Raw genomic sequence first — 7,151 nt, forward strand, 5'->3', positions numbered from 1 at the left:
GTTTCAGTTCCTCCTTCGCCTTAACTGCTTCTCATTTTATACTATGTTATGTTTAGTGTCAATAGATGTTAGCTTTTCTTACATGATTTTTTATAAATTTTTTCATTCTTTTTTCTAATGAAATAAATCATTACTTTCACACGAAAAAAGCTGTCGAAATCGACAGCTTCTCCTTAAGAAATTGTTAATAATTCTTTTTCAATTAACGCATCAATTGCAGAACAAATCGCAATCTTCACATGTGAATAAGTTAACCCACCTTGCACGTAAGCAACATAAGGCGGACGAATTGGACCATCAGCTGACAATTCAATACTTGCACCTTGAATAAACGTTCCCGCAGCCATAATTACATCATCTTCATATCCCGGCATATAGTTGGCATATGGAGTGAAGTGAGAATTAATCGGAGATGCATATTGAATTGCTTGGCAGAATGCAATCATACGATCTTTATCATCAAATTGAACAGACTGAATTAAATCTGTTCTTGGTGCATTCCATGCTGGTGATGTATTCATTCCTAACTTCTCTAAAAATGCAGCTGTAAAAATCGCACCTTTTAGCGCTTGTCCCGCTACATGCGGCGCTAAGAAGAAACCTTGATACATTTCTTGCAGACTGTATAAAGATGCCCCTGCTTCCGCACCGATTCCCGGAGATGTTAAACGATATGCACACGCTTCAACATACTGTTCTTTACCAACAATGTAACCACCAGTTTTAACAATTCCACCGCCAGGGTTCTTAATAAGCGAACCTGCCATTAAATCTGCACCAACATGACATGGCTCTTGCTCTTCAATAAACTCACCGTAACAGTTATCTACAAACACAACAACATCCGGTTTAATTTCTTTAACGAATGCTATCATCTCTTTAATTTGAGAAATAGTAAACGACGGACGAGTAGCATAACCTTTTGAGCGCTGAATCCCAATCATCTTCGTATTACTATGAATTGCAGCCGCAACAGCTCCAAAATCAACAAGCCCCTCTTCAGTAAGCGGAACTGCAGTATAACCAATATTATATTCTTTAAATGAACCTACACCTTTTCCGCGTACACCAACGATTTCTTCTAACGTATCATACGGCTTGCCAGTGATGTACAATAACTCATCTCCTGGACGTAAAATACCGAATAACGCTGTAGAAATAGCATGAGTACCTGAAATAATTTGCGGACGAACAAGACCAGCTTCCGCTCCAAATACATCCGCGTACACTTTTTCTAACGTATCACGGCCAATATCATCATAACCGTAACCTGTCGTCGGAATAAAATGCGAATCGCTAATTTTATGTTTCCGAAAACTTTCTAATACACGAAACTGATTACTTTCAATTACTTCATCCGCACGTTTATGTACTTCTGTAATCTGACTCTCTACTTCTTTTACGATTGGAGCAATTTTTTCTCCATTTTTCAAACGATCAAACATTTTTATTTTCTCCTTCTTCCACTAAAAATCTCTTTAATAGCACATTAAGCGATGAATGAGCAAAAATATACCCTACGCAATCATATACAAATTTACCTTCCAAAAACTCCATCTTTGTTAATAGCGTTTCCGTCTTTAATAGCGTTAACAACTTACCTTCACTCGGTGGAATTTCCACTTGATAACGATTCATTTCTTCCTTCATTTTCGTTTCTATCGCTTCTTTTATATGTAATAAATCACTTTGTTCAAAAGCACTAGTCATTAAGAAGTCACTTTTCGGAAACGGAATAAAGTTTTGATGTAATTCATCTTTTTTATTATATAACGTAATAATAGGAATATGATTAATTTCAAGTTCTGACAATAATTGTTTGACTGTTTTCTCATGCCCTACATAATTAGGATCTGCCGAATCAACTACATGTAAAATAACATCCGCTTCACCAGCTTCTTCTAATGTCGAACGAAAAGCAGCAATTAATGACGTCGGTAAATCTTGTATAAAACCAACCGTATCAGTTAGTAATACTGTATAACCAGTAGGTAACGGCATCTTCCTTGTCGTTGGGTCTAGCGTTGCAAACAACAAGTTTTCTTCAAACGTATCAGCTTCCGTTAATCTATTAAACAGTGTTGATTTCCCCGCATTCGTATATCCTATTAATGCAACTTGAAATACTTTATTACCTTTTCTTCTCTCGCGATATCTTTTTCGGTGTTCCACAACAACTGCAAGTTGTTTCTTTATTTCATCAATCCGCGATCGAATATGACGACGATCCGTCTCAAGTTTCGTCTCACCCGGCCCTCTCGTTCCAATACCACCACCAAGACGTGATAAAGACAATCCTTGCCCCATAAGACGCGGCATTGTATATTGCAACTGAGCTAATTCTACTTGAAGCTTACCTTCCCTCGACTTCGCACGTTGCGCAAAAATATCTAATATTAGTTGCGTTCGATCAATTACCCTCGCATCTAATACTGAGGATAAATTCCGAATTTGACTCGGCGTTAATTCGTTATTAAATACGATAACATCCGGTTCTAATTCTTCAGCTAACATTGCAAGCTCTTCTAATTTACCTTTACCTATATAAGTCGCCGGATGAAACTTCGGTCGTTTTTGCGTTGTAGACACTAACAATTCTGCACGTGCAGTCTTCGCTAGCGATGCAAGCTCTTTCATGGAATGCATAAACTTTTCATCATCTTCTTGCGGCAATTGACAGCCCACTAATATGACTTTTTCTTTTTCTTCCATCAAATATGTTCACTCATCCTTTTCGAAATTTAAACCTTCTAATATAATAGCAGAGGAAGCACATTTCATCTAGTTAGCGGGGGAGAAAATTCATGGCATGGGAGATTTTTAGCATCATAGGCACAATTGCTTTCGCACTAAGCGGAGCCATTGTTGCAATGGAAGAGGATTATGATATTTTCGGGGTGTATATTTTAGGAATGGCAACCGCATTTGGGGGAGGTGCCCTTCGTAATTTATTAATCGGTTATCCGATTGTCGCGTTTTGGCAACAAGACATGTTATTCCAAATCGCACTTTTATCAATGACGATCATTTTTCTTTTTCCAAATAAATTAATTAGACACTGGAAAAGGTGGGAAAACATCACTGATGCTATCGGCTTATCAGCATTTGCCGTACAAGGGGCATTGTACGCTCAGAAATTAAATTTACCAATTAGTGCTACAATCGTAGCAGCCGTTTTAACTGGCATTGGCGGCGGTATTATCCGCGATCTTTTAGCCCGTAGAAAACCTCTTGTTCTTCGAGCTGATGTATATGCTTTTTGGACGATTCTAGCAGGTTTCTTAATCGGTGCTCAAATTATTGTTAGCGATTGGGCTTTATACACCTTATTCATTTTAATTGTTTGCTTCCGCATGATTTCTATTCATTACAAATGGCATTTACCGCATAGACGCATCGACACAAACGAACGTTCAATGCATAAATAGCAATCCAACCTCTTTGCAAATCGTAAAGAGGTTTTTCTTTTCTAACGAGTTTTTCTTTACATAATGTTTATACTAATCCTCAAAGCGAGGTGAATACAAATGACAAACCATGTTAATAAAGGGGCTCAAAAAAGCTCAGTAGGTCAAATTGGACACGATCCTAATTCTGCACACGAAAAAAGCGCTAAAATGGAACGATTCCATAAATCTTATCAAGAAAAAGCAAAAAAAGAGTAACAGCACTTATACAAAAAAAACAGACGCACAGTTTACGTACTGTGCGTCTCCTCTTCAAGCATCAAATCACTACTTGATATCCCAATTAAATCATATTTATCATACGTATCCTCTTGCAACAGCCGCATAGCCTGTGTACGAATTGATTTTTCAACAACATTCCGTACATATCTGCCATTACTAAACGATGTAATTTGCGACGAGTACTTTACAGCATGTAAATGATCTCTAAATTTCCATTCAGCCTCTTTCGATAACTGGTATTCACGTTCTTCATACATCCTCTTCCCTATTTCTAACAGCTGATTTACTGAGTAATCCGCAAACTCAATTATAAATGGAAAACGGGATTGCAGACCTGGATTTAATGAAAGAAAGTGATTCATCTCTCTTGAATAGCCAGCTAAAATCAATACAAAACCGTGTTGTTTATCTTCCATATGTTTTACAAGCGTATCAATTGCTTCTTTTCCAAAATCTTTTTCTCCCCCTCGGGCTAATGAATAAGCCTCATCAATAAACAAAATTCCCCCCATTGCTTTTTTTATTAAATCTCTTGTCTTTTGAGCTGTATGACCGATGTACTCTCCTACAAGATCCGCACGTTCAGCTTCAACCAAGTGCCCTTTTGATAGAATATTCATCTCAAATAACAATTTCCCTATCATTCTAGCAACAGTTGTCTTCCCTGTACCCGGATTCCCTTTAAACAACATATGGAGTACTTGCTTCTCAGACTTCAACCCTATTTCTTGTCTTTTTTTATTCACATAAATCCAAGCATATATTTCTTTTATTATCTTTTTTATATCATCCATTCCAACGAGCTTTCCCATCTCTTCTTCAATTCTTTGCAACATCTCATGTTTCGTAGTAGTTTCACTTGAAATTACTGTTTTATTTTCTGCGGCCGGTAAAGAAATTTTCTTTCGATGATTTAAAACAATGTTAATTTGATTATTATTTTTCTTTCGCATCGATTGTTCCATACAATCACCTCATTTTATCCACTCACCAAATATTATTATTCTTGCCTCCCTTGCAAATGACTATTTTCAGAAAAGTTTGCTATAATATAAGAAATAATGAAGGTGGTGGGACTATGGAGACAACGGAATTCCATGATACAATACAAGCCTTTTCTATTTTTTTATTGAATAAAGGCCGAAAACCTTCAACCATTAAACGTTATGTTTATGATATTGAAGATTTCGGACATTGGTTAGAAAAAAACAAAAAGCTCCCTTCCAGTAATATATGGGCTACACTTTGTACAAAAGACTACGAAGATTACTTTTCTGACTTAAAAAAGAATCGACATTACTCAGAGAAAACGATGCACCGTGTATTTATTGTATTAAATAGAATGCATCACTTTCTAAACATCCCTAATCCATTAAAGAACATGGAAATTTCTATTCAACCAGACCGTACACTTCGCAATGAAGATTTCATTTCATCTGATGAAGAAAAAAGATTAAAGCATATAGTCACTTCATTAGAAGGACTTTCAGAAAAGCAACGTCCTGTACGCCCTTTATTGATGGATCGTAATATCGCTATTATAAATTTACTAATCGACTATGGATTATCCTTACAGGAACTTACAGCATTAACTATGCATCACGTCCACTTTGAAACGAACACATTATCTATACCAGCAACCGCAGGCGTAGAAAGAACAATTATATTAACTAACGATGACAAAAAACAACTTTATACTTATTACAAAAGCATCCCTGAACCCGTTCGCCCAAAATACCATAGTAACGATCCATTATTTATTGCGTTTGATTTTAATCGCGGAACATACAGATGGGTTTACGAAAATGATGCACCAAAAAGATTAACAGAAATCGCTATCCAAAAAATGATTCGCCTTGAAGTATCTAGAGCTAATTTACGCAAAGGAATCTCAGGACAACACTTTCGTAACACCTATATTTTAAACTTAATAAAAAAAGAAACTCCAGAGTCAGAAATTATAAAACTAGCTGGGTTTAAATCAAAAATTTCACTAAAACGATATTATCAATACGCAGAAAATAGAAAAAACGCCTTATCATAAGGCGTTTTTTCTATTTTTTCTTTAAACAAACGATTTTACTATGACCATTTAACTAATTTTTGCATCTACTATGATGAGTTTCGTTCATATCCTCATTAGAAAGGAGAGATTTAATGTCTCATTATAACGACAGTCAGAACAAATTCTCCAAACCATGCTTTCCAAGTAGCGCTGGACGAATCCCAAATACTCCATCAATCCCAGTTACTAAGGTACAACTTAGAACATTCCGCGCAATCATTATTGATTTAACAAAAATAATCCCAAAACTTTTCGCAAATCCATCTCCCCAAAATATTGAAGATCTAATCGATACATTGAACCTACTAATTAAATTTATTTGCTCACTAGACGCTACTTCCTCCCTGAAAGCACAAGGGTTAGCCATTATTAAAAACTTAATAACTATATTAAAAAATCCAACTTTTGTAGCAAGCGCTGTATTTATCGAGCTTCAAAATCTAATTAATTATTTACTATACATTACAAAATTATTCCGAATCGACCCTTGCACACTTCAAGAGCTTCTTAAATTAATAGCAGCATTACAAACCGCTCTAGTTAATTCTGCTTCATTTATCCAAGGACCTACTGGACCTACTGGGCCAGCAGGTGCTACTGGTGCTACTGGACCTCAAGGTGCTCAAGGTAACACGGGCGCTACTGGACCTCAAGGTGCTCAAGGTAACACGGGCGCTACTGGACCTCAAGGTGCTCAAGGACCTCAAGGTAACACGGGCGCGACTGGTGCTACCGGCGCTCAAGGACCTCAAGGTAACACGGGCGCGACTGGCGCTACCGGTGCTCAAGGACCTCAAGGTAACACGGGTGCTACTGGACCTCAGGGCGTTCAAGGTAACACGGGCGCTACTGGACCTCAGGGTGCTCAAGGTAACACGGGTGCTACTGGACCTCAAGGCGTTCAAGGTAACACGGGCGCGACTGGTGCTACCGGCGCTCAAGGACCTCAGGGTAACACGGGCGCTACCGGTATAGGAGTTACCGGACCTACTGGACCTTCTGGTGGCCCTACTGGACCTACTGGACCTCAAGGTGTTCAAGGTAACACGGGTGCTACCGGCGCGACTGGACCTCAGGGTGTTCAAGGTAACACAGGTGCTACTGGTGCTACCGGCGCGACTGGACCTCAGGGTGTTCAAGGTAACACAGGTGCTACTGGTGCTACCGGCGCTACCGGACCTCAGGGTGTTCAAGGTAACACGGGGGCGACTGGCGCGACTGGACCTCAGGGCGTTCAAGGTAACACGGGGGCGACTGGACCTCAAGGTGTTCAAGGTAACACGGGCGCGACTGGACCTCAAGGTGTTCAAGGTAACACGGGCGCGACTGGACCTCAAGGTGTTCAAGGTAACACGGGCGCGACTGGACCTCAAGGTGTTCAAGGTAACACGGGCGCG

The 7,151-nt window shown here is 38.8% G+C and carries 7 protein-coding genes; 4 read left to right on the top strand and 3 right to left on the bottom strand.

Going from position 1 to position 7,151, the window contains the following annotated elements:
* Positions 1-173: 173 nt before the first annotated feature.
* Positions 174-1,445, bottom strand: a complete 1,272-nt coding sequence (locus ACTFOB_RS10360) for an aminotransferase class I/II-fold pyridoxal phosphate-dependent enzyme (RefSeq protein ID WP_440025446.1) — start codon at positions 1,443-1,445, stop codon at positions 174-176.
* On the bottom strand, positions 1,438-2,712 hold the full coding sequence (gene hflX / locus ACTFOB_RS10365; RefSeq protein ID WP_440025444.1) for a GTPase HflX: 1,275 nt from the start codon (positions 2,710-2,712) through the stop codon (positions 1,438-1,440). Before hflX ends, ACTFOB_RS10360 begins: the two co-directional genes overlap by 8 nt.
* 92 nt (positions 2,713-2,804) lie before the next feature.
* Between hflX and ACTFOB_RS10370 the strand changes: the two genes are divergently transcribed.
* Together ACTFOB_RS10370 and ACTFOB_RS10375 are read left to right on the top strand one after the other, a co-directional pair.
* Positions 2,805-3,428: a trimeric intracellular cation channel family protein gene (locus ACTFOB_RS10370; RefSeq protein WP_440025442.1), complete on the top strand. Its 624-nt coding sequence runs from the start codon at positions 2,805-2,807 to the stop codon at positions 3,426-3,428.
* Positions 3,429-3,527: 99 nt separating this feature from the next.
* A complete protein-coding gene (locus ACTFOB_RS10375) occupies positions 3,528-3,665 on the top strand; it encodes a hypothetical protein (protein WP_016086714.1) in 138 nt (45 codons plus the stop codon).
* Positions 3,666-3,697: 32 nt separating this feature from the next.
* Here the strand turns inward: ACTFOB_RS10375 and spoVK are convergent, their stop codons facing one another.
* On the bottom strand, positions 3,698-4,654 hold the full coding sequence (gene spoVK, locus ACTFOB_RS10380; protein ID WP_440025440.1) for a stage V sporulation protein K: 957 nt from the start codon (positions 4,652-4,654) through the stop codon (positions 3,698-3,700).
* Positions 4,655-4,767: 113 nt separating this feature from the next.
* Between spoVK and ACTFOB_RS10385 the strand changes: the two genes are divergently transcribed.
* Complete coding sequence (locus ACTFOB_RS10385; protein ID WP_440025438.1) at positions 4,768-5,733, top strand: tyrosine-type recombinase/integrase; 966 nt, start codon at positions 4,768-4,770, stop codon at positions 5,731-5,733.
* A gap of 113 nt (positions 5,734-5,846) precedes the next feature.
* The coding region (locus ACTFOB_RS10390) for a collagen-like repeat preface domain-containing protein (RefSeq protein WP_440025436.1) at positions 5,847-7,151 on the top strand (1,305 nt) is incomplete at its 3' end.

Origin of the sequence: Bacillus cereus group sp. MYBK79-1, assembly GCF_051915365.1 — a bacterium.
Taxonomy (GTDB): Bacteria; Bacillota; Bacilli; order Bacillales; family Bacillaceae_G; genus Bacillus_A.

What these genes read in the sequence shown, in the direction of transcription:
- ACTFOB_RS10360 (WP_440025446.1), bottom strand. Translation starts at nt 1,445, where the DNA reads ATGTTTGATCGTTTGAAAAATGGAGAAAAAATTGCTCCAATCGTAAAA.
- hflX (WP_440025444.1), bottom strand. Translation starts at nt 2,712, where the DNA reads ATGGAAGAAAAAGAAAAAGTCATATTAGTGGGCTGTCAATTGCCGCAA.
- ACTFOB_RS10370 (WP_440025442.1), top strand. Translation starts at nt 2,805, where the DNA reads ATGGCATGGGAGATTTTTAGCATCATAGGCACAATTGCTTTCGCACTA.
- ACTFOB_RS10375 (WP_016086714.1), top strand. Translation starts at nt 3,528, where the DNA reads ATGACAAACCATGTTAATAAAGGGGCTCAAAAAAGCTCAGTAGGTCAA.
- spoVK (WP_440025440.1), bottom strand. Translation starts at nt 4,654, where the DNA reads ATGGAACAATCGATGCGAAAGAAAAATAATAATCAAATTAACATTGTT.
- ACTFOB_RS10385 (WP_440025438.1), top strand. Translation starts at nt 4,768, where the DNA reads ATGGAGACAACGGAATTCCATGATACAATACAAGCCTTTTCTATTTTT.